The organism is Sporolactobacillus sp. CQH2019 (genome assembly GCF_028765345.1).
Classification (GTDB): Bacteria; Bacillota; Bacilli; order Bacillales; family Sporolactobacillaceae; genus Sporolactobacillus.
The window spans coordinates 1-1,143 of record NZ_JARAJZ010000041.1 but is presented as its reverse complement, the minus strand read 5'-3'; the positions used below and the strand labels follow the sequence as shown (position 1 = coordinate 1,143).

At 48.1% G+C, this 1,143-nt stretch carries 1 protein-coding gene; it reads right to left on the bottom strand.

Annotated features, from left to right (window positions below):
- The coding region (locus OYT88_RS20685; RefSeq protein WP_274402259.1) for an IS1182 family transposase at nt 1-1,143 on the bottom strand (1,143 nt) is incomplete at both ends.

Below are 1,143 nucleotides of genomic sequence, written 5' to 3'. Positions count from 1 at the left end.
GTGAAAATGAGGGGCTCCTTCCTGGGTGAAATCCCTTCGGACTTTCTTCATGAGGTTGTGGGCCAACGCTAACAGGCCGAATTCAATCGAGACTTTGTCCAGTCCTCGCAGATGAAATCGGCGGAAATCCATATTCTGTTTCAGATTGCCAAAGACCGGTTCCACTTCCAGTTTTCGTTGCCGGTACTTCGCTCGGCCTTCTTCCGAATAGAGGGCCTGTCTTGCTTTGGCTTTAACTTCTTCATAAACCGGATTGTAGTGAACCTGACGATTTCCCTTGGCCTTGGTACACTTCGCCTTGAATGGACAGCCGGAACAGTCCTCGCATTCATAGATCTTGAAGTCCCTTTTATAGCCATAATGATCGGTGCGTGTCATGTATTTCCTGAAAAGGACCCTCTGTTTGTTGGGACAGATAAACCGATCGTTTTTCTCATCGTAATCCCAGTTCTGAACTTTACTGAGCTCCTTCTTGAACTTGCGCTGTTCCTCTTTCCTCAGCTGATTATAGGGGATGAGTGCCTGGTACTGTTCTTCCAGGAGATGCACATAGTTTTCCTCACTGCCGTATCCCGCGTCAGCGATGATGCTTTCGGGATGGCCGACAGGTGAATCCGCCAGCTGCTTCAAATGGGAAATCAGCGTTCGTGTATCCGTTGGATTCTGATGCAGGGTGTAGAACAGAATCATCTGGTTCTCTGTCCCCATCTGCACGTTGTATCCAGCTTTGAGCTGGCCGTTCTTCATGTGATCCTCTTTCATCCGCATGAAGGTGGCGTCCGGATCGGTTTTGGCATAACTGTTGCGCTCACCGCAGGTAGCCAGTTGTTTTTCATACTTTTTTTCACGAGGGATGAGATCGGTTTTCAGTGCTTTGAGTTGCTTTTTCAGCTGTCGTTTCGAAGAGGAATCGTTTGGTTCGGCTTGTTTCTCGTTCATTTGTTCCTCAACTTTTTCCGTCCAGTTTTCCATTTCTTGGGCTGAGACCTTTTTCTTTGGATCCCCGGCAAAGTCTTGAAGCGATTGATCATCTAGGGTCATCTGCTCCTGGATCTCACGAAAAATTGTGCGGACCTTTTCCTGAACTCCGGTCTGATAGTGTCTGACCGATTTCTTCCAGACGAAGGTGTACCGATTCGCGTT